The organism is Bradyrhizobium sp. CCBAU 53415 (assembly GCF_028128735.1).
Classification (GTDB): Bacteria; Pseudomonadota; Alphaproteobacteria; order Rhizobiales; family Xanthobacteraceae; genus Bradyrhizobium.
The window spans coordinates 1100824-1126383 of the sequence record NZ_LBJF01000001.1 but is presented as its reverse complement, the minus strand read 5'-3'; the positions used below and the strand labels follow the sequence as shown (position 1 = coordinate 1126383).

Below are 25560 nucleotides of genomic sequence, written 5' to 3'. Positions count from 1 at the left end.
GCTACGGAGCGCTCGATCTTTCCGCGACCATCCCCTGCAACCGCACCAGCTCCGTCTCGAGATCGCGCTCCACATCCGCAGCGCGTATGTCGATCACCCGATAGTCCCGCGCCTCCAGCCAGGTCCGCCGGCCCGCGCGGTCGGCCGCAATTGTCTCGCCCTCGCCCGGGTTGACCAGTTCGATCGCGATCCGGTGCGGGAAGGAGACGAAGTCCGGGATGTGACGACCGACCGGGGTCTGGCGCTTGAACTGGCCGGCGAAGCGGCGGTCGCGGGTCAGCGCCTGCCAGAGCAGGCGCTCGGCGTCGGTCGGATTGCGGCGGAGCAGGCGGGCAAGGCCGCGCACGGTGGAGCCGCTGTCGGGCACGCCGCCGCCCTGCCCGTGCTCGGCCAGGAGCGCGCGCAGGCGCGTCGCCTGCTCGCCATCGAGCACGCCGCCCTTGGCCGGACCCTTTCGTCCTTCCGCGATCGCCATGATCACGCCGTGCAGGGTGTGCATGTCCTGCTTGGTCGGCTCCATCCGGCTGAAGATGTTGCGCAGGTTCACCAGCATGGTGTCGCGCTTCTCGGCCGGCCGCAGGAACTCGACCTTGTCGAGCTCGCGCACGAGATTGTCGAAGAAGGCCTGCATCTGGTGCTGCGAGGCGCGCTCGGACCGCTCCGGCATGGCATGCGGCAGCTCGCCGGATGTGGCCCGCTTGAACCATTCATAGCCGATCAGCAGCACGGCCTGGGCGAGGTTGAGCGAGGCAAAGCCGGGATTGACCGGGAAGGTGATGATGCGGTTGGAGAGCCCGACCTCCTCATTGGTCAGGCCCCAGCGCTCCCGGCCGAACAGGATGCCGGCCCTGCCCCCGGCGGCGACATGCCCGGCGATCTCGCTTGCGGCCGCCTCCGGCCCGACAACCGGCTTGGCCTGGTCGTGGGGGCGCGCGGTGGTGGCGAACAGCAGGTCGAGGTCGGCGACCGCCTGCTCCACCGTGTCGAACAATTCGACCCGTTCCAGGATGTGGTCGGCGCCGGCCGCGGCGCGCTGGGCGGCGATGTTGGGCCAGCCGTCCCGGGGGTTGACGATGCGCAGGGCACCAAGCGCGAAATTGCCCATGGCGCGCGCGGCCATGCCGATGTTTTCACCCAGCTGCGGCTCGACCAGGATGACGATGGGACCGTCGAGGGAAAGGCCCGCCTTGCTTCTGTCAGTCCCCGACATCTCGCTTCGCTTTCCCACTGTCTCTCAAGGCCTTGGCAAGGCCGCCTCAGGAATTGATTCAAAGCCAGCCGTTGGCCGGCCCGCCGCGTTCGCCTGTCGTTTGCCTGTCCTGACGAAATTCTCAAGAGAAATAACGGGTTGGATTCGACTTTTGAATCTCGCCTGAAACCTCACCCTGCCCCCGGCCGGCCGCTTCCCATCTGCGGAAGCTGGATGAGCTAAAAGTGCATAATCCCTTGGCTTTCGCCCGCCGCGCGGCGGTGCTAAGAGGCGGCGGATATTCCCGTGGCGCGCCACAAGCGCCGTTCCCAAGAGGCTCCCCCGATCATGGCAAAAATCAAGGTATCCAATCCCGTCGTCGAACTCGATGGCGACGAGATGACCCGGATCATCTGGCAGTACATCAAGGACAAGCTGATCAACCCGTTCCTGGATGTCGAGCTGATGTATTTCGACCTGGGCATGGAATACCGCGACCACACCAACGATCAGGTCACCATCGACGCGGCCGAGGCGATCAAGAAGGTCGGCGTCGGCGTCAAGTGCGCCACCATCACCCCCGATGAAGCCCGGGTGAAGGAATTCAACCTCAAGCAGATGTGGAAGTCGCCGAACGGCACCATCCGCAACATCCTCGGCGGCGTGATCTTCCGCGAACCGATCATCTGCAAGAACGTGCCGCGCCTGGTTCCCGGCTGGACCAAGCCGATCATCATCGGCCGCCACGCCTATGGCGACCAGTACCGCGCCACCGACATCAAGTTCCCGGGCAAGGGCACCCTCTCGCTGAAGTTCGTCGGCGAGGACGGCACCGTGATCGAGAAGGAAGTGTTCAAGGCCCCCGGCGCCGGCGTCGCCATGGAGATGTACAATCTCGACGATTCCATCATCGATTTCGCCCGCGCCTCCTTCAATTACGGCCTGCTCCGTAATTACCCGGTGTACCTGTCGACCAAGAACACGATCCTCAAGGTCTATGACGGCCGCTTCAAGGACATCTTCCAGGAGATCTTCGAAAAGGAGTTCAAGAAGGAGTTCGACGCCAAGGGCCTGACCTACGAGCACCGCCTGATCGACGACATGGTGGCCTCGGCGCTGAAATGGTCCGGCGGCTATGTCTGGGCCTGCAAGAACTACGACGGCGACGTGCAGTCCGACACGGTCGCGCAGGGCTACGGCTCGCTCGGCCTGATGACCTCGGTGCTGCTCACCCCCGACGGCAAGACCGTCGAGGCCGAAGCCGCCCATGGCACGGTGACCCGCCACTACCGCGAGCACCAGAAGGGCAAGGAGACCTCGACCAACTCGATCGCGTCGATCTTCGCCTGGACCCGCGGCCTGTCGCACCGCGCCAAGCTCGACAACAATGCCGAGCTCGCCAAGTTCGCCGCCACGCTGGAGAAGGTCTGCGTCGACACCGTCGAGGCCGGCTACATGACCAAGGACCTCGCGCTCCTGGTCGGCGCCGACCAGCGCTGGCTCTCGACCACCGGCTTCCTCGACAAGGTCGCGGAAAACCTGACCAAGGCGCTGGCGGCGTAAGCCGTCCGCTCTTTCGCCCGACTGGGCCAGATCATCAAGGGCCGCGCCTCGAGGCGCGGCCCTTTTGCTTTTGAGGCCGCTTAGCGCTCCCCGCCTTCCTTCTCCGCCTGCGCGAGTTCGGCGAGCGCGAGATCGCCGGAGTCGGCGAGCCTCGCCTTGGCCGTATTGTGAACGTGTTTGGCGAGCGTCGGCATGCGCGCTATCAAAGCGTGGAAATCCTGGGCGTCGAGCACGAGCAGCCGGGTCTTGCGGGTCGCCGTCACGGTGCCGCTGCGCTTGGTCTTGTGCAGCAGCGCGATCTCGCCGAAGAAGGTGCCGTCGGCAAGGCGCACCTGCTGGCTCGGCAACGCAATCTCGACCTCGCCGGCGGTGATGAAATACATCGACGAGGCAACATCGCCCCGCCGCACCAGAATCTCGCCCTGCTCGATGGTGCGTGCCCTGAGCAGCCGCATGATGTCGGCGATCTCCGTGGCCGACAGGTGCGAGAACAGCGGCACCCGCGCCAGCATGCCCCAGGTGACGACGAAATCGCGCCGCCTCACCTCTTCCGCAAACGCGGTCGAGATGATCGCGACCGGCAGCGCGATCATGGCAAAGCCGGCGATGATGGCGAAGGTGGAGACGAACTTGCCGAGCGGCGTCACCGGCACGACGTCGCCATAGCCGACGGTGCCGAGCGTCACGATCGCCCACCACATCGCCTGCGGAATGGTGCCGAGCTTGTCCGGCTGAACGTCGCGCTCGATGGCATAGAGCAGCGAGGCGAAGGTCAGCACCGCGCCGATCAGGATCACGATGCAGCCGATCAGCGCCCGCCGCTCGGCATGCACCGCGGCGAGCAGCGAACGCATAGCCGGCGAATAGCGGATCAGCTTGAAGAACGGCAGCACGCCGAGCGCGGCCAGCGTCGCGTGCTGGCCGGTGGCGAGCACGATTGCGGCGGGCAGGAACGCCATGAGATCGATGATGCCGAGCGCCGAGAAGGCATAGCCGAGCCGGTCGGACAGCGCCGACCCCTTGCGCTGGGTGTGTCCCGCCACGGTCCATAGCCGCGCGGCATATTCCAGCGCGAACACGATCACGGACAGGACGGTGATGCCCGCAAACAGCGTGCCGAACCGGTCGTCGAGCTCCGGCACCGAGGCGAGGATCATCGCGGCGACGTTGAGCACGACGACGCCGATGATGAACTGGATGAAGCGCGACCCGGCCGAATAGGCCAGCGGATCGTGCTCCAGCAATTCGTAGAGGCGATCCCTCACATTGGGATCGCGAGGCCCACGTCCTCGCGGAACGGGGCGCATGATCGTCAGACGCCCGCCGATTTCTGTTGAGTCATGGCTTTTTCGATCGCCGCGAGCGCCTCGGTCGCCCTGGCGCCGTCGGGGCCGCCGGCCTGCGCCATGTCCGGCCGGCCGCCGCCGCCCTTGCCGCCGAGCGCCTCGGAGGCGACGCGGACGAGGTTCACGGCGTTGAAGCGCGCGGTGAGGTCCTGCGTGACGCCGACCACCACACCGGCCTTGCCGTCCTCGGTGACGCCGACGATGGCGACGACGCCCGAGCCGATCTGCTTCTTGCCGTCGTCGGCGAGGCTCTTGAGATCCTTCATCTCGATGCCCTCGACCGCGCGCGCCATCAGCTTGACGTCGCCGACCTCGCGCACGCCCGAAGCCGCGCCATTGCCGCCGGCGGCAGCGCCGCCGCCCATCGCGAGCTTCTTGCGCGCGTCGGAGAGCTCGCGCTCGAGCTTCTTGCGCTCCTCCATCAGCGCGGCGATGCGCGCCGGGACGTCGTCGATCGAGGTGCGCAGCTCGTTCGCCGCGGTCTTCGCCAGCGCCATGGTCTCGTTGGCGTGCCTACGCGCGTAATTGCCGGTCAGCGCCTCGATGCGGCGCACGCCCGAGGCGACCGCGCTCTCGCTCGTCAGCGTGATCAGGCCGATGTCGCCGGTGCGCTTGACATGGGTGCCGCCGCAGAGCTCGACCGACCAGCCGAGCGCGTTGGCGCCGCGCTCGCGCGCGGTCCTGCCCATCGAGACGACGCGGACCTCGTCGCCGTATTTCTCGCCGAACAGCGCGCGCGCCCCCGCCTCACGGGCTTCATCGACGCCCATGATGCGCGTCGTGACCTCGTCGTTCTCCAGCACCACGTCGTTGGCGATGTCCTCGACGCGGGCGAGCTCGTCGGCCGTGATCGGCTTCGGATGCACGAAGTCGAAGCGCAGCCGGTCGGGCGCGACCATCGAGCCGCGCTGGGCGATGTGGTCGCCGAGCACCTGGCGCAGCGCCTCGTGGATGAGATGCGTCGCCGAGTGATGCGCGCGGATCGAGGAACGCCTGCCATGATCCACCTCGAGCTGGAGCGCAGTGCCGAGCTTCACTTCGCCGCTCTCGACCGTGCCGATGTGGACGAAGAGATCGCCGAGCTTCTTCTGCGTGTCGGTGACACGGACCTTGATGCCGCCCTCTCCAAGCAGCACGCCGGTGTCGCCGACCTGGCCGCCGGACTCCGCATAGAACGGCGTCTGGTTCAGCACGATCGCGCCCGTCTCGCCGGCCTTGAGGCCGGCGACTTCGTGGCCGTCCTTCACCAGCGCGGACACCACGCCTTCGGCGCTCTCGGTCTCGTAGCCCAGGAATTCGGTCGCCCCCAGCTTCTCGCGCAGCGGGAACCAGATCGCCTCGGAAGCAGCTTCGCCCGAGCCCTTCCAGGACTCGCGCGCCTTGGTCTTCTGGCGCTCCATCGCGTCGGTGAAGGCCGCCTGGTCGACGCCGATGCCGCGCGACTTCAGCGCGTCCTGCGTCAGATCCAGCGGGAAGCCGTAGGTGTCGTACAGCGTGAAGGCGACGTCGCCGTCGAACATGTCGCCCTTCTTTAAGGAAGCACTCTTCTCGTCGAGGATGGCGAGGCCCCGCGAAAGCGTCTTGCGGAAACGAGTCTCTTCCAGCCGCAGCGTTTCCTCGATCAGCTTTTCCGCGCGCATCAGCTCGGGATAGGCCTGGCCCATCTCGCGCACCAGCGCCCAGACCAGGCGATACATCAAGGGCTCCTTGGCCCCCAGCAGCTGCGCATGGCGCATGGCGCGGCGCATGATCCGGCGCAACACATAGCCGCGGCCCTCGTTCGAGGGCAGCACGCCGTCGGAGACGAGGAACGCCGAGGAACGCAGATGATCGGCGATGACACGGAACGAGGCGACGGTCTGCTCGCTCGGCCCGGCGCCGAGCGCGGACGCCGTCGCGTCGATCAGGTTGCGGAACAGGTCGGTCTCGAACACGCTCTCGACGCCCTGGAGGATGCAGGCCATGCGCTCCAGGCCCATGCCGGTGTCGATCGAGGGACGCGGCAGCGGCTGGCGCTCCTCCTTCGTCACCTGCTCGAACTGCATGAACACCAGATTCCAGAATTCGAGGAAGCGGTCGCCATCCTCTTCCGGCGAGCCCGGAGGCCCGCCCCAGATGTGCTCGCCGCGATCGATGAAGATCTCCGAGCACGGACCGCACGGGCCGGTGTCGCCCATCGCCCAGAAATTGTCCGATGTCGGAATGCGGATGATGCGATCGTCGGAGAAGCCGGCGATCTTCTTCCACAGTCCCGCCGCCTCGTCGTCGGTGTGGTAGACGGTGACGAGCAGCTTGTCCTTCTTCAGCCCGAACTCTTTGGTGATCAGCTTCCAGGCAAGCTCGATCGCGCGCTCCTTGAAATAGTCGCCGAACGAGAAGTTGCCGAGCATCTCGAAGAAGGTGAGATGGCGCGCGGTATAGCCGACATTGTCGAGGTCGTTGTGCTTGCCGCCGGCGCGCACGCATTTCTGCGAGGTGGTGGCGCGCTGGTAGGGCCGCTTCTCCACGCCGGTGAAGACGTTCTTGAACTGCACCATGCCGGCATTGGTGAACATCAACGTCGGATCGTTGCGCGGCACGAGTGGCGAGGACGGCACGATCTCGTGGCCGTTCTCGGCAAAGAAGTTCAGAAAGGTCGACCTGATCTCGTTGACGCCGCTCATGTTCATCCAATCGGGTGTGCTTGGACCCGCTTCCTGCCATTCGAACCGGACGTTAAGGCTGATATCTGCGGGCCAAAGCGCTTTTAGACAAGGCCAGCTTCGCTGTCCAGAAACTGTGCAGAGAGATCAGAGGCTTGCCGCAGGCGCGCAATCCCGTTGAAAGGCGCTAGTGCCGCGTTGACAGGCTTGGCCGCCCTGTGGTCTTTATCCATCCATATCGTACGGCCACATCGGGAGAGACCGGCTTCAGGCAGCCGGCGCCGAAGGAGCAACCGCCCCGGAAACTCTCAGGCAAAAGGACCGCGTGGCTTTGACGACATCTGGAAAGAGGCGCCGACGGGCTTAAGACCCGGGTGGCACCCGCCGACGGGATAATACTCTCAGGCACAGCGACAGATGGGGCTTCGACTGGTTGCCCCGGGGAATCGTCCCCGGGGAACCGCCGAGGGCCCCTGTGATGCCAGTACCCGACGACCAGAAATCTCTCCGACATACGCCCCTCCACGCCCTGCACGTGTCCCTCGGCGGCAAGATGGTGCCGTTCGCGGGCTATGACATGCCCGTGCAGTACCCCGCGGGCGTGCTGAAGGAGCACCTGCATACGCGAGCCGCCGCCGGCCTGTTCGACGTCTCGCATATGGGGCAGCTCGCGCTTCGGCCGAAGTCGGGCAAGGTCGAGGACGCCGCCCGCGCGCTGGAACGGCTGGTGCCGCAGGACATCGTGGCGATCGCACCTGGCCGGCAGCGCTACGCCCAGTTCACCAATGCGGAAGGCGGGATTCTCGACGATCTGATGGTCGCCAATTTCGGCGATCACCTGTTCCTGGTCGTCAACGCCGCCTGCAAGGAAGCGGACGAGGCGCATCTGCGCGCGCATCTCGCGGACGACTGCGTCATCGATTCTCTGGCCGACCGCGCGCTGATCGCGCTGCAGGGCCCGAAGGCGGAAGCGGCGCTGGCAAAATTATGTGCAGGAGCGTCGTCCATGACATTCATGGATGCCGGCCCGCAAGAGGTCGCCGGCATCAAATGCTTCGTCTCGCGCTCCGGCTACACCGGCGAGGACGGGTTCGAGATCTCGGTCCCCGCGGCCGATGCCGAACGGCTCGCGAGAACGCTGCTCGACAATCCCGACGTGCTGCCGATCGGCCTCGGGGCGCGCGACAGCCTGCGGCTGGAAGCCGGGCTCTGCCTCTACGGCCACGACATCGACACCGCGACCACGCCGGTCGAGGCCGCGCTGGAATGGTCCGTGCAGAAGAGCCGCCGCAGCGGTGGCGCGCGCGCCGGCGGTTTTCCCGGCGCTGAAAAGATCCTGGCTCATTTCGATCAGGGCGCCAGCCGCCGCCGCGTCGGCCTGCGCGCCGAAGGCCGCGCGCCGGTGCGCGAGGGCGCGCTGCTGTTTGCGGATCAGGCCGCCGGCGAGCCGATCGGCAAGGTCACCTCGGGCGGCTTCGGCCCGAGCCTGAATGCGCCGGTCGCGATGGGCTATGTGCCTGTGAGCCTGAGCGCGCTCGGCACGAAACTTTTCGCCGAAGTGCGTGGCCAGCGCTTGGCCATGCAGGTCTCCGCCATGCCCTTCGTCAAGAACACCTACAAACGCTGAGGACCTCGAAAATGACCACGACGCTGTACACCTCCGACCATGAATGGCTCGCGATCGACGGCGACGTCGCCACCGTCGGCATCACCGATTACGCCCAGCAGCAGCTCGGCGATGTCGTGTTCGTCGAATTGCCCAAGGTCGGCCGCGCCTTGAAGAAGGCCGAAGCCGCCGCCGTCGTGGAATCCGTGAAGGCGGCCTCCGACGTCTACGCGCCCGTTACGGGCGAGGTGGTCGAGAGCAACGAGGCGCTCGCGGCCGAGCCCGCGCTGGTGAACTCGGATGCGCAAGGCAAGGCCTGGTTCTTCAAGATCAAGCTGGCCGACAGGAGCGAGCTCGGCAGTCTCATGGATGAAGCCGCCTACAAGGCACACACCGCTTAACGACGATGGAGCAAGCGATGACCGCGCACCGTAAATCCAGCGGCGACACCGCCGCCAGTTTCGTTCGCCGCCACATCGGCCCTTCCGCGCGCGATGTCACCGCAATGCTCGAAACCGTTGGCGCCAGGAGCGTCGACGCCCTGATGACGGAGACGCTGCCGGCCTCGATCCGGCAGGCCGCCGCGCTCGATCTCGGCAAACCGCTTAGCGAAACCGAGGCGATCGCGCATATGGCTGAACTCGCGCGTCAGAACCAGGTCTTCACCTCCCTGATCGGCCAAGGCTATTCCGGGACGATCCTGCCCGCGGTGATCCAGCGCAACATCCTGGAGAATCCTGCCTGGTACACGGCCTACACGCCCTACCAGCCCGAGATCAGCCAGGGCCGGCTGGAGGCGCTGTTCAACTTCCAGACCATGATCTGCGACCTCACCGGGCTCGACGTCGCCAACGCCTCGCTGCTCGATGAGGCGACCGCGGCGGCCGAAGCCATGGCGCTCGCCGAGCGGCACGCGCAGGTCAAGGCAAAAGCTTTCTTCGTCGACAAGGACGTGCATCCGCAGACGTTGGCTGTGATGCGCACCCGCGCCGAGCCGCTGGGCTGGACCCTGATCGTCGGCGATCCCGCGACCGACCTGGAAAGAGCCGATGTCGTCGGCGGGCTCCTGCAATATCCGGGCTCCTCCGGCGCATTGCGTGATCCGCGTGCGGCCATCGCGACGTTGAAGGCGAAGGGTGCGGTTGCCATCCTCGCCGCCGACCTGCTGGCGCTGACGCTGCTCGCCTCGCCCGGCGAGTTGGGCGCCGATATCGCGATCGGCTCGGCCCAGCGCTTCGGCGTTCCCATGGGCTATGGCGGCCCGCACGCGGCCTATATGGCGGTGCGCGATGCGCTGAAGCGCTCGCTGCCCGGCCGCATCGTCGGCCTCTCCGTCGACTCGCGCGGGATGCCTGCCTACCGCCTCGCACTGCAGACCCGCGAGCAGCACATCCGCCGCGAGAAGGCGACCTCCAACATCTGCACCGCGCAGGTGCTGCTCGCCGTGATCGCGGCGATGTATGCGGTCTATCACGGCCCCGAGGGGCTCATCCAGATCGCGCGCAACGTCCACCGCCGTGCCGTCGTGCTCGCCAGCGGCCTGCGCAAGCTCGGCTTTGCGCCGCAGTCCGACACCTTCTTCGACACGATCAGCGTGGATGCCGGCGCCAGGCGTGCCGAGATCGTCGCGCGCGCCGCGGCCGAGACAATCAATCTCGGCATCGGTGACACCAGCTTGCGCATCGCGCTCGACGAGACCACGACGCCTGCGACGGTTGAAGCGGTCTGGCGCGCCTTCGGCGGCACCTTCGCCTATGCCGAGATCGACGCCGAGGCGCGCGAGACGCTGCCGCACGAGTTGAAGCGCACGACCGCTTTCCTGACCCATCCGGTCTTCCATGCGCATCGCTCGGAGACCGAGATGCTGCGCTACATGCGCAAGCTCAGTGATCGCGACCTCGCGCTCGACCGCGCGATGATCCCGCTCGGCTCCTGCACCATGAAGCTGAACGCGACCACCGAGATGATGCCGTTGACCTGGCCGGAATTCGCGACGCTGCACCCGTTCGTCCCGCGCGAACAGGCCGCCGGCTATCACGCGCTGTTCGCGCGGCTGGAAAAATGGCTGTGCGACATCACCGGCTATGACGCGATCTCGCTGCAGCCGAATTCGGGCGCGCAAGGCGAATATGCCGGGCTTTTGGCTATTCGCGGGTATCACGCCGCGCGCGGACAGGGCCATCGCAAGATCTGCCTGATCCCCTCTTCCGCCCACGGCACCAACCCGGCCTCGGCCGCGATGGTCGGCATGGACGTGGTGGTGGTCGCTTGCGAGAAGAACGGCGACGTCGACGTCGACGACCTTCGCGCCAAGGCGGAAAAGCATTCGCATGATCTCGCCGCGGTCATGATCACCTATCCCTCGACCCACGGCGTGTTCGAGGAGCATATAAGCGAGATCTGCGACATCGTGCATGGCCATGGCGGCCAGGTGTATCTCGACGGCGCCAACCTCAACGCGCAGGTCGGCCTCAGCAGGCCCGGCGATTACGGCGCCGACGTCAGCCATCTCAATCTGCACAAGACCTTCTGCATCCCGCATGGCGGCGGCGGCCCCGGCATGGGTCCGATCGGCGTCAAGGCGCACCTTGCGCCGTTCCTGCCGGGTCATCCGGCGACGCAGGCGGATGCACCGGTCGGTCCGGTCTCGGCCGCACCGTTCGGCTCGGCCTCGATCCTCACCATCTCCTACATCTACATTCTGATGATGGGCGGCGAAGGCTTGAAGCGTGCCACCGAGATCGCGATCCTCAATGCCAATTACATTGCAGCGCGTCTCGATCCGCACTTTCCGGTGCTCTACAAGAACGCCAGGGGCCGTGTCGCGCATGAGTGCATCGTCGATCCCCGTCCGCTGAAGACGACCTCAGGCGTCACCGTCGACGACATCGCCAAGCGCCTGATCGACTACGGCTTCCATGCGCCGACCATGAGCTTCCCGGTCCCGGGCACGCTGATGATCGAGCCGACCGAGTCGGAATCCAAGGCGGAACTGGACCGCTTCTGCGACGCCATGATCGCGATCAGGAAGGAGATCGCCGAGGTCGAGGCCGGCCGCTTCAAGATCGAGGCTTCGCCGCTGCGCAATGCGCCGCACACCGTGCATGACATCGCCGACGACAACTGGAATCGCGCCTACACCCGCGCCGAGGGCTGTTTCCCCGACGGCGTCTCGCGCACCGACAAATATTGGAGCCCGGTCGGCCGGGTCGACAACGTCTATGGCGACCGCAATCTGGTGTGCTCCTGTCCGCCGGTGAGCGATTACGCGCAAGCCGCGGAGTAGGACGCCGGCCTCATGTCCCGGACGCGGTGCGGCATGAAATGACGCACCGCAGAGCCGGGACCCATGTTGCTGACAGAGGTGATGGACCCCGGCTCAGCAGCGCACGCTTCGCGCTGCGCTGCGTCCGGGGCACGAAACCACGCGATCCGCCCACGCATAACGAAACGGGCACCGAAGACGTCGGCAACTCAACGTCCTCAGCGCCCGCTCCTCGCGAAAGGCTTTCGCGTCAGGTCCTACTCGTCCGCCGGCTCCTCGCCGTCGGCGTCGCGCTCCGGCGCGCCGGCCAGGATCTGCTCGGCGATCAGGCCGGAGTTCTGGCGGATCGCGGTCTCGATCTTGGCGGTGATGTCGGGGTTGGCCTTCAAGAACGCTTTCGAGTTCTCGCGGCCCTGGCCAAGGCGCTGGCTGTCATAGGAGAACCAGGCGCCGGACTTCTCGACGATGCCGGCCTTGACGCCGAGATCGAGGATCTCGCCCATCTTGGACACGCCCTCGCCGTACATGATGTCGAACTCGACCTGCTTGAAGGGTGGCGCCAGCTTGTTCTTCACCACCTTGACGCGGGTGGTGTTGCCGACCACCTCGTCGCGCTCCTTGATCGCGCCGATGCGGCGGATGTCGAGACGGACGGAGGCATAGAATTTCAGCGCGTTGCCGCCGGTCGTGGTTTCCGGCGAGCCGTACATCACACCGATCTTCATGCGGATCTGGTTGATGAAGATCACCATGGTGTTGGACTTGTTGATGGAGGCCGTGAGCTTGCGCAGCGCCTGGCTCATCAGGCGGGCTTGCAGGCCCGGCAGCGCATCGCCCATCTCGCCTTCGAGTTCGGCCTTCGGCACCAGCGCCGCGACCGAATCGACCACCAGAACGTCGACTGCGCCCGAGCGCACCAGCGTGTCGCAGATTTCCAGCGCCTGCTCGCCGGTGTCCGGCTGCGAGATCAGGAGCTCGTCGATGTTGACGCCGAGCTTGCGGGCATAGACCGGATCGAGCGCGTGCTCGGCATCGATGAAGGCGCAGATGCCGCCCTTCTTCTGCGCTTCCGCCACCGTATGCAGCGCCAGCGTGGTCTTGCCGGAGGATTCCGGCCCGTAGATCTCGACGATGCGCCCCTTGGGCAGGCCGCCGATGCCGAGCGCGATATCGAGCCCGAGCGAACCGGAGGACACCGCCTCGATGTCCATGGACCGGTCGTTCTTGCCGAGCTTCATCACCGAGCCCTTGCCGAACTGGCGCTCGATCTGAGAGAGCGCAGCAGCCAGAGCTTTACTCTTGTCCATGGAAGATCCTTCGACGATACGCAGGGCAGTTGCGGACATTGGGTCGTGCTCCTTATGGCGAGGATTCGCGTGAGGGACAAACGGTTGCGAGGCAGCTCGGCGATAAAAGCAATGTACCCTATTTGTTCTAGGTTCGCAATATGTTCTTTTGGGAATTGGGGCACTGGCCTGTTTCCGAACGCGGTGGCCTAATTTGAATAAGGCGTTGGCCTAATTTAAATTAGTGGCCCTTTGGCCACACACGAAACCTAGTATCGCTGAATCAGCAATTCCAAGCTGACCTAGAATTCGAGATTCACGCTTTCGCGGTAACATTGCACCAAAGAGACCGCCTCAGTTGGCGGCATCTTTCATTGCCCTTGTTTCCATTGCTGATAGCCAGCGTCCTCGTCTTCTGGCTCAGCGTCCTGTTCGGCAAGGATTTCCTTGTCGATTTCAAGCTTCTTAATCAGCCGTTCGATCTCCTTGACGCCGATCTTGCCGGAGACGATCAGGCGGAAGCTGGCGTCTTTGGCGAGCATGCCGGTGGTGAGTTCGCGTTCGCCTTCCATCAGAATTCGCCTTTCCGGTTGCTTGACGGAGTGCTTATGAGGCGGCGGGTTATGGCCCGCTTTGGGAAGGTCGGGCTTATCACCCAACTTATCCCCACTTTCCCCAGCCTTTTGTCCGTCAGACTGCGTAGCTTGGTCAGGCTTCTTATCAGATTCCGCGGCCTTTGTGAATCCCGCAGTATCGTCAAAGACCTTCAAAAAGGCCTTCGCGCCGTCCTCGGTAAAGCCCCGTTCAAACCGAAGTTCGCTTATACAAATGCCGTCTGCTGGGCGCCCTTCCTTCCACTTCTCTACGTACTCTGCGATCAGCTTGGGCTTCAACGCAGCCTCAGCTTGCGCCGCCTCACGCGCACCAGGGCGCTGATCTTCAAGCGCCTTAAGCGCGAGTTCGGTCACCTTGAACTTGCGCGTTTCCCCCGATCCCTGATCCTCTAGCAGGCCATAGGCCACGAGGGCGGCAACAGTCTGAATCGTTCCGCTACTCTTGACGCCCATTCCCCAAGCGGCAGCCAGATCGGCTAGGCGTGCCTCGTGCCGCTTCGCGTGAGCATAGACGGCGCGCACTCGCTCAAGAGCCTTAGAGAGGCCGATGAAGGGAAAGGACGGGCTGCGTTCCTTCCTGATCTTGCTCGCCTCCGGCGGCGGATTGGTGTCGGTAGCGGTCACGGCGACCCTCCTTGTGTTGGCGACAGACATACTGATAGCTTATCACGATGCGCTTGACAAGCTATCAGGCGCCCGGCAGTATGATCCCGCGACGGAGGGTCCAATGAGAATACGGCCAGAGCCCCAGCGTAATCCCGACCGGCGCTGAGGCTATGACACATAGGTGGGGCCACCACCCCCGCTCTCTCACAAGGACGGTGGCGGCCCCTTAATCGGATCTACTTGGTGCCCCGTGGTCTAAAGGTAGGACGCTCGCTGTTACACGCGGAGAGGTCCGGGTTCTAATCCCAGCAGGGCAGCCGAGAATTAGCGGGACCGACGGCGCGGGAACGCTGCCGATCCCTAGCCATCAAACCCGCGATTGCGCCCCGGGCCGGACGACCAAATCAGAATATACGCTCTGGAAGGCGTATTTTCTAGAGTCCCCCGAGGCCAATCCAAAACCGAGGATTGCGCCCTCATGAACGTCCTAGCCCGCGAAAAGCAAATTGAAGTCATTGCCGCCCTTTGCGAAGGCGTCGACATCCGCACCGCCGCGCGCCTTACTGGCGTCAACCGTGGCACCGTCGCCAGCCTGGCCCTGCGTGTGGGCATGGGCTGCATGGAATTGCACGACCGCATCATGGTCGGCGTGCGCACCGAGCGCCTTGAGCTTGATGAGCTGTGGAGCTTCGTCGGCAAGAAGCAAAAGAACGTCCAGCGGCACGAAATCCACGCCAAAGGCGATCAGTACGTTTTCATCGGCATGGCCGGAACGCAGAAGGCGATCATTAGCTGGGGCGTCGGCAAGCGGAATGCCGAAAGCACCATGGACTTTCTGCACGACCTCCGCAGCCGGGTCATTGGTCAGCCCGAGATCAGCACGGACGGTTTCCACCCCTACCGCGTAGCGATCCGTGACGCCTTCGGCCCCGACGCCTCACATGGTGTCATCGTAAAGACCTACTCGGTAACGCATCTCGTAAAGGAAGCGCAGGGGCGCTACTCCCCGGCCGCCGTAGTAGCTGTAAGCCGTGACGTAGTATCGGGCGATCCCGATCAGTACGTTTCAACTAGCTACGTGGAACGCCAAAACCTCACGCTGCGCATGGCGTCGCGGCGCTTCACGCGTCTGACCAACGGCTTTAGCAAGAAGCTGGACAACCACGTTGCCGCCGTCGCGCTGTACGTCGCGCACTACAATCTGTGTCGCATCCATGAAGCCCTGCGCACGACGCCAGCGAAGGCGCTGGGCGTGGCTGACAAGACTTGGACATTGCGCAGCTTGTGGATACGGCGCTCTCTGTGGCCCCTGCGCTACCCACTGAAACGCCGCCAGACCGGCGCCGGAAGTTCGTAGTAATTCAGGGTGGCAAGACCTGAGTCATTTTGACTCACGAAAGACCCTTGCGGAATCAATGATTCTGTTACTCTGCCATCCAAGGAGATTCGGATGGCAGATCCAACTTACAACTTGAACGGCGGCTTTAAGCCGACAATGAAAAGGTTCGCCGATCTCAGCGGACCTGATTTTTTCCCGACCCCTCCATGGGCGACATTCGCTCTGATCGACAACGAAAAGTTCAACGGCGAGATTTGGGAAAGCGCCTGCGGCGACGGCACCATGTCCCGCGTACTAGAGCAGACAGGACAATCCGTTCGCAGCTCTGACTTGTACGATCGCGGCTATGGCGAGGTCGGCTTTGACTTCCTTGAGCCGAAATGGTCGGCCGACAACATCGTTACCAATCCGCCGTATAACTGCGCTGAGGGATTTGTCGCGAGTGGCGTCAAACACTCAAACCGCAAATTCGCCCTGCTCCTGCGGCTGGCTTTCCTAGAGGGCGCAAACCGAGCGAATACGATCTTTGCGAAGATGCCACCCGCCCGCGTCTGGGTTTTCAGCGAGCGTATCACCTTCTATCCGAGCGGCGTCGAGCCGAAGGGCAGCGGAACAACTGCTTATGCTTGGTTCGTTTGGGATAAGGATGCTCCGGGCCAAACCGAATTGAAGTGGTTCAAGCCCGGCTACAAAGCGAAATTTGCCTAGGCTATTTTCCAGGCAGCGCGAGGCCGCCCGGGATGGCTACCAACCACCCTTCATAAATCGCATTACCGGGCGAGGCTTTGTGAGACGTAATATTCCGAACCTGCTGCTCCCAAATCGCTTCGTTGGGGCGCGTTTCGCTCTGCTTAAGGTCTTCCTCGGACAGAGCGAGATGGTTCGGAATTTCCCTTACAAGCTCCTGTATCGTGGCCCGCCCAGTAGTGCTGGCCTTCAAGATGGCCATAACGGCTTTAGCTACTTCATCCTCAGTAACGCGCGACATTGCTTCTCCCTCCGCTAAGTGGAGTCAAAAGATAGGTTCGCGCTATGGTAGTTGGAGTCAGTAGAAATACGGGTGAGTTGAGTAGCCTACTTTGAAATCACCAGTGGCTCATTTCGGCCAGTACCGGAATTGGGGTACTGTCCGTATTCGACCCCGAGTGTCCTAAGTTGAATTTAGAACTGTCCCAATTTACTTTGCTACCGGCGAAGCCAACGATGCCTTCGCACCGCTTTGGTGGGGTGCGACCGTGAAAGATTACCTGGCACAAGTCGAAAAGTTACGAAAAGAAGCCGCCGAGGCCGCTCTGATCCGGGACCTTGCGACCGATCCGGAGAAGCGCCAGATGTTCGACCGGATCGCCAGCCATCTAACCGTCCTCGCCGATCAGGTTGAGATGGCAATGCTTGAGCGGAAGAAGACGACAGGAACGTAAGGCAGCCTCGGTTGGCGGCCTCCTTCGCTTCCTTGGCGCCCGCCCCCCATCGCTACTCTGCCGATTTCGTTCCCATTGTGCACAACTGAACAGACGCGGATCCGTTCATGGATCCTAATGCATCATCACCGCGCGGACCGTGGCTGCCATCGGTGACGAGAACGCTGACCCGCGCTCCCGCCTCCCCGCATGGAAATGAGAGCACCATGTTCAAGCGGCGACGTTTCAAGCAGCAGCTGACCCTGCAAGACCGGCTTTCCGCGTGGGTGAAGCAGGTCCGAAAGCAGGCCTCCGAGCTTCCACCTGGTCCGGAGCGAGATGCCCTCCTCGAGAAGGCGCGCCAGGCCGACGTCGCCAATCAACTGCACGGCTGGGTCAAATCGCCCGGGCTTCAACCACCGAAATAGCCGGGCACCCGTCGTTGCTTTTCGACCGCGAGATGACGCGCATCAAAGACGCGCGGCCGATGCGCCGTCAGAATTCCGCAATCTTGCGGCACCGAACCTTTTCGGGATCTCCGGCCTTCTCACGGAATGGGACCGCAACCCTGGGACCTCAGTCATGACTGAAAACATGCGCGGCGATGCCACCAGACGCAATCATCTGCTCGAAGTAGCGCACGAGGAGATGGTGAAGTTCGAACGCAAGGAAAACGAGTTCCGCAAGAAGGACCGTGCGGAGCGTGCCGCAGAGCTCCATCTTCCCCTGAACGGGATCAAGATCCACTAAAGCATGATCCGGAAAAGTGCGCAGCGGTTTTCCGAAAAGATCATGCTTAAACAACAACCTAAAGCGCGATGACGATTCATCCAAATCTCATCGCGCTTTGGGCCGGCAGGACCGCCTCGGACAGGACCGCTTCGGAGCCGGCGGAGCTCGCCCCGGGGGTGCGGCAGCCGGCGCCCATCCCTGGCCGGGAAGCGATCGCCTGTTGATTCGATGCGGCGTCACCGCCAGGTGTGCATGACCTCGAAGGCGCGAGCGCGCGCCTTCGGGTATCTAAATACTACCAATAAGCCATTGGCCACTAAAGGAAATTGCCAAGCGTCCTACTGTGCATGGGGTCGTTTTCCATTTTTCAAAGTCGAGGCGTGCCTGGCGCTGTCCATCGAAGGGCACGGTCGCCGTCCCCTCGGCCTGCCCGCCCCGTCTACAGCACCGCCAGCAGCACGAGGCCGATCACCAGCACGACGAAGCCAGCCGCCGTCGCGGCGGCAAATGACCGCTCTACGTTATCCATGATGCCACCCCGTTTTCGGCGCGCCACGTTTCCCCCATGGCTGAGCCGAAGGATAAAATCTTGCCGACGGGTGTGTCCGCAGTTGTGCGAACGGATGTCGAAATTGGGACGGGTGCGGGGCCAGTCTGCGGCCTTTCGATCTCGTTCCTTCGCGGCGGCCGATACGGGCAGCCGTCGGCCGGGAGCAGATCCGACCCGCCTGTCAGGTTGTCGTAAGCCGCGCCGGCTAAAGTCGCTCGGCTATGGTGTTGCAGCCCAGCACCTCAGCCTCCAACAACTCTCTGCCCCGCCTGGCTCTCCCCAGGCGGGGCTTTTTCATGCCTGTCGCCCGGCTCGCGGGTCGCTCTCCACCTGCGTCAGGCGCAGCGCGAAGGCGCGGATCGCGGGCGCTGCCAGCAGCACGACCGGCAGCATCGCGGCCCATGCGATCAGCCACGACACCATCCAGTGCCGAACGAAGATCATCGCGCTGCCCGCGGGAAAGCTGGCGATTCCCGTGGCGACCAGCGAGGTCAGTCCGGACTGGATGATGCCGAAGACGAAATGAGCATAGCGGCGGGGAATGCCGAGCATGAGGCGTCCATGGTTGCTTGCCGTCATCAGGCAAGCAAGGCACATGCCGTCACCTGGCGGGGATCCGGTAGCGTTGGCGCGAACCGCCCCGCACGCCTTTGCCGGCGCCGCATGCGGCCTGGACGGCAGGAACTCTGTTCATGGTGGGAGAATCACGGAGTTCGAACGCCCACTCGCGGACCGGCGGACCAGCAGGCGATCCGGCGCATGCAGCGAAGCATCGATCGGAAGCCGAAGGGGACAGATCGGATCGGCAGCGGCGGGGCGCCAGGGGCCCCCGCGGGGTGGAATCCGTAGCCGCCCGGGATTGATCCGACCGTGGTTTGGGATTGGACTGCGCGCGCCCGGGGGCCTTGGGGGCGAGGCATCATGCGCGCGATCGGTGCCAGCCATGCCGCTTTATTTCTTTCGAATCCGCAACGGCCGCTATTCCGGCTGCGCCGACCGGGCGACGGAATTTGCCGATCGCGATGCGGCCTGGAAGGAGATGACCAGTGTCTGCGCCGACATGACCGCCGGCATTGCCCGCAAGCTCCAGGAAAATTCCGAATGGCAAATGGAGCTGCTGGACGAGGCCAACGAGCCGGTGTTCCGGATTCGCATCGTTGCCGAAACCTTCGACTAGCAGGCCTTTCGGATCAGGCCCGCTCCAAGGCGCGTTCCGCGTTTGTCGCGAGGGAAGCGCACTTTTCCGGGCCAGTCAGTCCGCGCTGGGCAGCCGCCGCATGGTGAACTCGATGTCGCCGCCGGGCAGTTCGCGCCAGGTCTCGACCGCGCTCATATAGCCGGCCTTGGGATAGCGGGCGAAGAAGGCCTGCGCCCTTTCCCGCGCCGCCGGGCGCGGCAGCGTGAAGGTCTCGCGCAGATAGCCGTCGCCGAGCGTCTGGCTCGGCTTACCGGCCATCTTGCGCCGGCGCGCCATCCGCTCGGCGAGATCCCGCGGACGATCGGCCATGTCCTGCTCTCCTCTACGCGCCACGCTCTCAGCCAGATGTAGGGTGCCGGCCGGATCAAGAGGAGTCCTGTCCGGAAGGCGTCGTGTCGCCCCCCGAACGGAGTCGCGGTCAGTTGGCGGCCGTGCCGCTCCTGCTCTTCTTCGGCGTACCGGTTGCGGCCGATGCCTTCGGCCCCGCCGGCTGCTTCGGCGGATCGGCGCGCATGCCACCCCAGGGATCGTTGGACGCCTTGGAATCCGGAATCTTCTTCAGCGTTTCCTTGTAGGCCTTTTCACGCTCGGCTTCCGCGGCCTTCTCCTCGGGGGTCTTGCCCGGACCCTCCTGCAGCAAGTTGAGATTGGGCATTTGCGCGTAGGCAGGTCCCGCCAGCACGGCCAGCACCGCGGCCAAACGGAAAAGCTTCATCATCTACTCCTTGATATCCATGTCCTTGATATCCATGGCGCGCGGATCGCCCGCGCCGTGTCATCCTTGTCTCAGCCCGGTCGCACCCCGGCGCCGCTCGAGGCCCCGTGGGCCCGCTAAAGCCGATCCGATCTGCACGATTTGGGGGCATGCAGCCAGTCGTCCCAGATCGGGCCGCATTTGGTGCACCCGCTCAGCGCGAGACCGAGCCCGACCATGCAAAAGACGAGGACACCCCGACGCAACATCATCCACCCGTACCCAAGCGAGGCATCATATCGGGCCAAGTCAGGCAATTTCAAGCCAACGGGACCGGCGCGAGACCGGGTGACTTTGCCGCGCCGATGCGCGCACAATGAGGCGAAACATCCGGCAATACAGGAGAGCGCGACAGCAATGCAAAGGCAGCCAGAAGCCGAATTCGGCCTCACCGACGCCCGCCGCATCCTCGGTGAGGTTTTTGCGCCCTGGGTCCAGGATCTCGACCTCGCGGTCGAGCGCATCGAGCACGCGCAGCCGGCGGACGTACCGGACTGGCAACCGGGCGCGCTCCTGCGCATGCCGTTTTCGGAACGACTGTGCCGGAACGGCGGCGTGGTCTGCGGCCAGGCCCTGATGGCGCTCGCCGACACCGCGATGGTGATCGCGATCCTCGCTGCCAATCGCGGCTACCGCCCCATGACCACGGTCGACCAGACCACGCATTTCATGCGTGCGATCTCCTCAGCGGACGTGCTGGCCGACGCCCGCGTGGTGCGGCTCGGGCGGACCATGAGCTTTGGCCGCGTTACGCTGCTCTCCGCCGCCGACAGCAAGCCGGTCGCGATGGTGTCGAGCGCGTTCGCGATGCTGCCGGGCTGAACGCGCTCTGAAAAAAGGAGAGTCGCGGGAAGCGCAAGTCGCACCGCGGCTCTCGATCACGCCATAAAAGAGCGCCAAAAAGGAAAGGCTCGCAGGAAAGTTCGCGGAGCGGCCCTCCGCTCCGACGTCGTCAACAAAGTCTGAAGCGCCGTGCAAGTAGCGCCAGTATTGAGTTTAGTTCAACGTAATTTCTATGCACTACTTCACGATCATCAGCAGGACCAACGCCGATGATCGAGAAGCGTGAAGATCAACGTCACCGTGTTTTCAAAGGCGGAACGATCACCTTCGAAAACAGCGGCATCCCTTGCACCGTGCGAAACATGTCGGCGAGCGGCGCGGCAATCGACCTCGACGCCCCAGTCATGTTGCCGCAATCGTTCACGCTCTCGATCGAGCGCGACGACTTCGTGCGGCATTGTCGCACAGTTTGGCGCAACGACAAGCGCGTCGGCCTCGCGTTCGTGCCGTAGTGCACGCGGTGTGAATGGCCGTTCGCATCGCCCGCGAAATGCAGCGTCATGTTCGCCCGATACGCCGACGCCAGCGCAGGCCCGCGATGACAAGCACGATGATCGCGAGCGCGAGAGCCATCGATGCCGCAAGTAATCGTCCGCCGGGACGATCGATCGTGCGCGAGCGCAGCGACGGCGCTTCGCCAGGCCGCGCCAGGCGGAACGCAACCAGGCTGTCGCCGATCGAGGTGCCCGCCTCGGAGTGGCCGCCGGCGCCGATCGCGACATATTGCTCGCCCTTCCAGAGATAGGTCATGGGATTGGCGACGCCCGGGACCGGCAGCCGGCCCTGCCACAGCTCCCTGCCGCTGCGCGCATCGAAAGCACGCAAGTAAGCGTCCATTGCGCCGGTGAAGACGAGACCGCCGGCGGTGACCGCGAGCCCGTTGACGAGCGGCGCGCCCCAGGGCAGCGGCACGCCGAGCGGCGCCAGATCCTCGGTGGTGCCGACTACCGCCCGCCAGAGGATCTTTCCGCCCCTCAGATCGACCGCGACCATCTCACCCCAGGGCGGCTTGTTGCACAGCAGCCCGAGCGGCGACATCATCACCGCACGCGACATCGCGAACGGCGCGCCACGCTGCCGGCCGAAATCGTGACCGGGCGGCGGATTGAATCCGGCCGCCTCGGCGCGCGGGATCAGCTTGACCAGATGGGCGGCGCGGCTGGTGTTGGCATAGAGGATCTGGTTGACGGGATCGAAGGCCGCGCTGCCCCAGTTCACGCCGCCGCCGGTGAACGGAAACAACAGCGTGCCCTGCACCGAAGGCGGCGTGAACAGACCTTCGTTGCGTGCTTCCGCGAATTGACGTTCGCAGGACGAGCGGCCGAGGCCCGGCAACAGCGAGAGCGCATCGTCGGGCGAGATCCTCTGTGACGTCAGTGCCGGCACATGCGTCGGGAAGGGCTGCGTCGGCGACAGCGCTTCGCCCTCGGCTCCGCCCTGCGGCACGGCACGCTCTTCGACCGGCCAGACCGGCTTGCCGGTGTCGCGGTCGAGCACGAAGACAAAACCCTGCTTGGTCGGCTGGATCACGACATCGCGCTGCCCCTCGCCGGTGTCGATGCGCGTGAGCGTCGGCTGCGCGGCCAGATCGTAATCCCAGACGTCATGATGCACGGTCTGGAACGCCCACACCAGCTCGCCGGTCTCGATACGCAGCGCAACCACCGAATTGGCGTGCTGATTGTTGCCCGGCCGCTTGCCACCCCAGAAGTCCGGTGATGGCGAGGATGTCGGCAGGAACACGAGTCCGCGCGCGTCATCGACCGACATCGGCGCCCAGACATTGGCGTGACCGGCTTCGATGCCGTCGCGCTTGAGCGGCTCGAAGGTCCAGAGTGGCAGGCCGCTCCGCGCGTCGAACGCACGCACCACGCCGCTCGGCGCATCGACGCGGCGATTGTCGCCGATCGCGGATCCGACCACGACCACACCGCGTCCGACGGCCGGCGGCGAGGTGATCTGGAATTCGCCGGGCCAATCCAGCGCCATGCCGATCTCGAGCTTGATCTCGCCGCCCTTGCCGAAATCGGCACAGGGAATTCCCGTCTTCGCATCGAGCGCGATCAGGCGGGCATCGTTGGTGCCCATGAAGATGCGCGATCGGCAGACGGAAGCCCGGGGTGCCCTGTCATCGATCCAGTACGTGACACCGCGGCAGACATAGCGATTGGCAGGACGTTGATTGGTGGCGATCCCGGGATCGAAACGCCATTTTTGCGCGCCCGTGCCGGGATCGAGCGCGATCACCTCGTTGAAGGGGGAGCAGAAGATGAGGCTGTCCTCGACGAACAGCGGCGTCGCCTGGAATTTGGTCCGCCGCATCAGTTCGGGCGGGCGCGCGGCGAGATCGCCGGTGTGATATTCGAAGGCGCGGACGAGCTGTCCGACATTGTCCGGCGTGATCTCGCGCAAGGCCGAGAAGCGCGAGCCGCCGACATCGCCGCCCCAACTTTCCCAGGCAAAGCACGGCCGCGCTGCAAACAGCAGGAATGCGAGCCCGGCCGAAACCCATAAGCAGGTCCGCAATATCCGCCTCACTTCATTTCGGCTTTCTGGCAGGTTCGCTCGGGCGGGCGCCCACGGGTCGTACTTGTCCTTGGGCTCGGGAATGCGCTCGAGCGCGGCCTTGTAGGCCTTTTCGTCGACCATGGGCCTGTTGTCCGCCGGCTTGGCTCCATCATTGGGATGGCCGGCCCTGCGCCTCCGCCGAGGCAGCCGTCAGTGCCAGAACCGCGGCCGCCATGATCAAAATCCTCATCGGTGCAATCCCCCTCTTGTGGGGTACAAGCTAGCCGGCAATCGCGGAATAGCAAATGCTGCGGGTTCCAGGCCTTCAGCAGAACTTGGATTTCAGCAGAACTTGGACTTCAGCAGAATTTGGGCTTCAGCAAAACTTGATCGGCATGGACTTCGTCGAATCGCATTCGTGCCTATCTGTTCGCCCGCAGGGGACCTTCACGGATGTTGCGGATCGTTGCTCATGCGGCGCTGCTCATTGGCGCGCTTGCACTCGGTGCCTGCGGCTTTGCCGACAGCCGCGCACCGGTGCCCGAGTTCATGCGCATGAAGGAGGCGGAGCAGCCGCCGCCCGAAGCGCCGCCCGACGTCAAGCGCGTGGTGCGCGAGCAGATCGACGTCGTCTTTCTCGCAACGTCCTATCCGCGCGAGGTGCACGTCGCCCCGCCCCATCGTGAGGTGCGAGGACCAGGCTGGACGGCGTGCGTCCGTGCGCAGCTCACCTCCGCGACCGGCACGCCGCTCGGCGCCCAGACCTACATCGTGACCATCAACGACGGGAAAGTCGTGGACCGCCGGCGGGCGGAAGCCGACGACATCTGCGGGACGGAGACTTACGAGCCGATCTAGGCGCAGCCTCGGCGATGGACGTCCGCCCCGGTCGTTTTCGGACACGGTCATCGCGTCGGACTCGCGCGACAAAGGTGTAGCCGCTATAGCAGGCGCCATGCTCGACTTCGACGCTCACTACGATGCCCTCCGCCGCCGCGACGCAACGTTGGACGGCGTGATATTCGTCGCGGTGAAAACAACCGGCATCTATTGTCGTCCGGTCTGCCCGGCGCGCACGCCACTCGCCCGCAACGTAACCTTCTATCGTAGCGCGGCCGCGGCCGAGCATGCCGGCTTCCGTCCTTGCCTGAGATGCCGGCCGGAAACAGCGCCGTTCTGTCCCGCATGGAAAGGTTCAAGGACAACCGTCGAACGCGCGCTGGCACTCATCGAGAAGGGAGAGCTCGATCGCGGCGGCGTGGACCGGCTGGCCGAACGGTTGGGAGTCGGCGCGCGCCACCTGGCGCGCCTGTTCGCCCGACATCTCGATGCGTCTCCACTGCAAGTGGCGCTGTCGATCCGTGTGCAGCGCGCCAAGCGGCTGCTTGATGCAAGCGATCTTCCGATGGCCGCCGTCGCGGAACGCTCCGGCTTTTCAAGCGCGCGGCGCATGAGCACCGCATTCACGCGGCTCTACGGTCGCCCGCCATCGACCTTCCGGAGAAAGACCGAAGCTTCGCGACTCGAACACAGGCGAGTGCGATGAGGAGATTCAGATGACCGCGAAGAGCTATGGAACGGTCGACGCCGGACGACAGAAGCAGTTGAGCGGGCTGGAGTTCGTCCAGGGCCTCGCCAACGGAACGTTGCCTCTCAACACGCTCGCCCAAACATTGGGCTATGATGTGGTGAAGGCAGAATCTGGCCGCGTCGTCGTCGCGCTCGTCCCGACCGGCGCTCACCTCAACCCGGCAGGCACGGTGCATGGCGGTCTCACGGCCACCTTGCTCGACAGTTGCATGGGGTTGGCGATCCAGTCGGTCCTCGACAAGGGGGCCGGCCAGACCACGCTCGAGTTCAAGGTTTCGCTGCTGCGGCCGATTACGCCGGAGACGGGCCTGGTCACGGCCGAAGGCAAGGTTCTGAGTTGCGGCCGCCGCATCGGAACGGCCGACGGACGCGTGACGGATGCCAAGGGCCGGCTGCTCGCTCACGGCACGACCACGTGCCTCATCTTCCCGGCTTGAGATCAAGGGAACAAACCACCCACAAGGTCCCGGTTCCGGGAAAAACCAGCATCGCGGCCGGGAACGATCACCGCCTCCCCTTCTTGTACCGC

General features: G+C 64.4%; 24 protein-coding genes, 1 tRNA gene, 1 pseudogene and 1 riboswitch. Of the genes and pseudogenes, 16 read left to right on the top strand and 10 right to left on the bottom strand.

All coding sequences use genetic code 11. The annotated features are described in order from the left end of the window. Position 1: 1 nt before the first annotated feature. Positions 2 to 1210, bottom strand: a complete 1209-nt coding sequence (locus tag XH87_RS05210) for a TrmJ/YjtD family RNA methyltransferase (protein WP_271586408.1) — start codon at positions 1208 to 1210, stop codon at positions 2 to 4. Between the two features lie 327 nt (positions 1211 to 1537). Between XH87_RS05210 and XH87_RS05205 the strand changes: the two genes are divergently transcribed. Then, positions 1538 to 2752: an NADP-dependent isocitrate dehydrogenase gene (locus tag XH87_RS05205; protein WP_271586407.1), complete on the top strand. Its 1215-nt coding sequence runs from the start codon at positions 1538 to 1540 to the stop codon at positions 2750 to 2752. Positions 2753 to 2832: 80 nt separating this feature from the next. On the opposite strand, the gene XH87_RS05200 is transcribed toward XH87_RS05205, so the two are convergent. Together XH87_RS05200 and alaS are read right to left on the bottom strand one after the other, a co-directional pair. Next, positions 2833 to 4059: a cyclic nucleotide-gated ion channel gene (locus XH87_RS05200; protein WP_271586406.1), complete on the bottom strand. Its 1227-nt coding sequence runs from the start codon at positions 4057 to 4059 to the stop codon at positions 2833 to 2835. A 5-nt stretch (positions 4060 to 4064) separates the two neighbouring features. Continuing rightward, the gene (gene alaS, locus XH87_RS05195) at positions 4065 to 6761 is read right to left on the bottom strand and encodes an alanine--tRNA ligase (protein ID WP_271586405.1); all 2697 of its coding nucleotides are present in this window, start codon (positions 6759 to 6761) and stop codon (positions 4065 to 4067) included. A 221-nt stretch (positions 6762 to 6982) separates the two neighbouring features. Beyond that, positions 6983 to 7074: riboswitch (glycine riboswitch) on the top strand. Between the two features lie 144 nt (positions 7075 to 7218). Between alaS and gcvT the strand changes: the two genes are divergently transcribed. The 3 genes from gcvT to gcvP are packed head-to-tail and all read left to right on the top strand — an operon-like array spanning position 7219 to position 11632. Next, positions 7219 to 8367 carry a glycine cleavage system aminomethyltransferase GcvT gene (gene gcvT / locus XH87_RS05190; protein ID WP_271586404.1) on the top strand — a complete coding sequence of 383 codons (1149 nt, stop codon included), beginning with the start codon at positions 7219 to 7221 and terminating at the stop codon, positions 8365 to 8367. A gap of 11 nt (positions 8368 to 8378) precedes the next feature. Beyond that, entirely contained in the window at positions 8379 to 8747 is a 369-nt protein-coding gene (gene gcvH, locus XH87_RS05185) for a glycine cleavage system protein GcvH (protein WP_271586403.1), read from the top strand. A 17-nt stretch (positions 8748 to 8764) separates the two neighbouring features. Continuing rightward, positions 8765 to 11632 carry an aminomethyl-transferring glycine dehydrogenase gene (gene gcvP / locus XH87_RS05180; protein WP_271586402.1) on the top strand — a complete coding sequence of 956 codons (2868 nt, stop codon included), beginning with the start codon at positions 8765 to 8767 and terminating at the stop codon, positions 11630 to 11632. A gap of 236 nt (positions 11633 to 11868) precedes the next feature. On the opposite strand, the gene recA is transcribed toward gcvP, so the two are convergent. After that, a complete protein-coding gene (gene recA / locus XH87_RS05175; protein WP_035707474.1) occupies positions 11869 to 12957 on the bottom strand; it encodes a recombinase RecA in 1089 nt (362 codons plus the stop codon). Positions 12958 to 13268: 311 nt separating this feature from the next. Further along, a complete protein-coding gene (locus XH87_RS05170) occupies positions 13269 to 14135 on the bottom strand; it encodes a hypothetical protein (RefSeq protein ID WP_271586401.1) in 867 nt (288 codons plus the stop codon). 226 nt (positions 14136 to 14361) lie between these two features. Between XH87_RS05170 and XH87_RS05165 the strand changes: the two genes are divergently transcribed. The 3 genes and pseudogenes from XH87_RS05165 (at position 14362) to XH87_RS05155 (ending at position 16164) form a co-directional block, all read left to right on the top strand. Then, a tRNA-OTHER gene (locus tag XH87_RS05165) sits at positions 14362 to 14434 on the top strand. Positions 14435 to 14595: 161 nt separating this feature from the next. Continuing rightward, positions 14596 to 15497 (top strand): annotated as a pseudogene (locus XH87_RS05160) (IS1 family transposase). 70 nt (positions 15498 to 15567) lie between these two features. After that, positions 15568 to 16164 (top strand): hypothetical protein, encoded by a 597-nt coding sequence (locus XH87_RS05155; RefSeq protein WP_271586399.1) that lies wholly within the window; start codon positions 15568 to 15570, stop codon positions 16162 to 16164. 1 nt (position 16165) lies between these two features. Here the strand turns inward: XH87_RS05155 and XH87_RS05150 are convergent, their stop codons facing one another. After that, the gene (locus XH87_RS05150) at positions 16166 to 16444 is read right to left on the bottom strand and encodes a hypothetical protein (protein ID WP_271586398.1); all 279 of its coding nucleotides are present in this window, start codon (positions 16442 to 16444) and stop codon (positions 16166 to 16168) included. Positions 16445 to 16691: 247 nt separating this feature from the next. Between XH87_RS05150 and XH87_RS05145 the strand changes: the two genes are divergently transcribed. The 3 genes from XH87_RS05145 (at position 16692) to XH87_RS05135 (ending at position 17606) form a co-directional block, all read left to right on the top strand. Beyond that, positions 16692 to 16877, top strand: coding sequence for a hypothetical protein (locus tag XH87_RS05145; protein ID WP_035707500.1), 186 nt, complete (start codon positions 16692 to 16694; stop codon positions 16875 to 16877). A gap of 206 nt (positions 16878 to 17083) precedes the next feature. After that, positions 17084 to 17284, top strand: a complete 201-nt coding sequence (locus XH87_RS05140) for a hypothetical protein (RefSeq protein ID WP_035707471.1) — start codon at positions 17084 to 17086, stop codon at positions 17282 to 17284. A 154-nt stretch (positions 17285 to 17438) separates the two neighbouring features. After that, positions 17439 to 17606: a hypothetical protein gene (locus tag XH87_RS05135; RefSeq protein WP_035707469.1), complete on the top strand. Its 168-nt coding sequence runs from the start codon at positions 17439 to 17441 to the stop codon at positions 17604 to 17606. Between the two features lie 826 nt (positions 17607 to 18432). Here XH87_RS05135 and XH87_RS05130 read toward each other — a convergent pair. Beyond that, positions 18433 to 18690 carry a DUF2798 domain-containing protein gene (locus tag XH87_RS05130; protein ID WP_271586397.1) on the bottom strand — a complete coding sequence of 86 codons (258 nt, stop codon included), beginning with the start codon at positions 18688 to 18690 and terminating at the stop codon, positions 18433 to 18435. Positions 18691 to 19081: 391 nt separating this feature from the next. On the opposite strand from XH87_RS05130, the gene XH87_RS05125 reads away from it, so the two are divergent. Next, positions 19082 to 19315 carry a DUF6894 family protein gene (locus XH87_RS05125; protein WP_271586396.1) on the top strand — a complete coding sequence of 78 codons (234 nt, stop codon included), beginning with the start codon at positions 19082 to 19084 and terminating at the stop codon, positions 19313 to 19315. A gap of 75 nt (positions 19316 to 19390) precedes the next feature. Here XH87_RS05125 and XH87_RS05120 read toward each other — a convergent pair whose 3' ends face one another. Continuing rightward, positions 19391 to 19645 (bottom strand): hypothetical protein, encoded by a 255-nt coding sequence (locus tag XH87_RS05120; protein WP_271586395.1) that lies wholly within the window; start codon positions 19643 to 19645, stop codon positions 19391 to 19393. Positions 19646 to 19754: 109 nt separating this feature from the next. After that, entirely contained in the window at positions 19755 to 20051 is a 297-nt protein-coding gene (locus tag XH87_RS05115) for a hypothetical protein (RefSeq protein WP_035707494.1), read from the bottom strand. A gap of 396 nt (positions 20052 to 20447) precedes the next feature. Between XH87_RS05115 and XH87_RS05110 the strand changes: the two genes are divergently transcribed. Continuing rightward, a complete protein-coding gene (locus tag XH87_RS05110) occupies positions 20448 to 20912 on the top strand; it encodes a PaaI family thioesterase (protein ID WP_271586394.1) in 465 nt (154 codons plus the stop codon). Positions 20913 to 21142: 230 nt separating this feature from the next. Continuing rightward, on the top strand, positions 21143 to 21385 hold the full coding sequence (locus XH87_RS05105) for a PilZ domain-containing protein (RefSeq protein WP_271586393.1): 243 nt from the start codon (positions 21143 to 21145) through the stop codon (positions 21383 to 21385). Positions 21386 to 21431: 46 nt separating this feature from the next. Here the strand turns inward: XH87_RS05105 and XH87_RS05100 are convergent, their stop codons facing one another. Next, positions 21432 to 23582, bottom strand: a complete 2151-nt coding sequence (locus XH87_RS05100) for a pyrroloquinoline quinone-dependent dehydrogenase (RefSeq protein WP_271586392.1) — start codon at positions 23580 to 23582, stop codon at positions 21432 to 21434. Positions 23583 to 23894: 312 nt separating this feature from the next. Here XH87_RS05100 and XH87_RS05095 point away from each other — a divergent pair, with 312 nt between their 5' ends. The 3 genes from XH87_RS05095 (at position 23895) to XH87_RS05085 (ending at position 25468) form a co-directional block, all read left to right on the top strand. Further along, positions 23895 to 24299: a hypothetical protein gene (locus XH87_RS05095; protein WP_271586391.1), complete on the top strand. Its 405-nt coding sequence runs from the start codon at positions 23895 to 23897 to the stop codon at positions 24297 to 24299. A gap of 97 nt (positions 24300 to 24396) precedes the next feature. Then, positions 24397 to 24987, top strand: coding sequence for a bifunctional transcriptional activator/DNA repair enzyme AdaA (locus tag XH87_RS05090; RefSeq protein ID WP_271586390.1), 591 nt, complete (start codon positions 24397 to 24399; stop codon positions 24985 to 24987). A gap of 10 nt (positions 24988 to 24997) precedes the next feature. Further along, positions 24998 to 25468: a PaaI family thioesterase gene (locus XH87_RS05085; RefSeq protein ID WP_271586389.1), complete on the top strand. Its 471-nt coding sequence runs from the start codon at positions 24998 to 25000 to the stop codon at positions 25466 to 25468. The last annotated feature ends 92 nt before the right edge of the window (positions 25469 to 25560 follow it).